Here is a 316-nt window from a genome sequence, read left to right on the forward strand (position 1 = left end):
TGCGCGTTTGTCCTCATCAGAGGGGAGTGCAGAAACTCAGGCACCCGACCAAACCCAGACACGTCCCACGCCAACGGCCCGGAGCGCTCGAACTCGGCCCCCCGCAACGGCTCGCCAGACTCAGATTCCGAGGTCACCACCCAGCCATTGCGGAGCCCGTCCCGGTCCATCACCGGCACCCACTCCACCACATCGGCGGCAGACGCCTCCCACACCTGACCAGACCCAGCATCCGGGACGCCCTGGAGCACTCCGGCACGATCCACCACAGCCACCAAGCCAGCCAGACGCATCACCGACAGCAGCGCATCCATGC

The 316-nt window shown here is 66.8% G+C and carries 1 protein-coding gene; it reads right to left on the bottom strand.

Annotated elements, in window-relative coordinates; genetic code table 11:
- The coding region (locus RMT89_RS42020) for a hypothetical protein (protein WP_315889023.1) at positions 1–316 on the bottom strand (316 nt) is incomplete at both ends.

It is taken from the genome of Streptomyces sp. P17 (assembly GCF_032436805.1).
Lineage (GTDB): Bacteria > Actinomycetota > Actinomycetes > Streptomycetales > Streptomycetaceae > Streptomyces.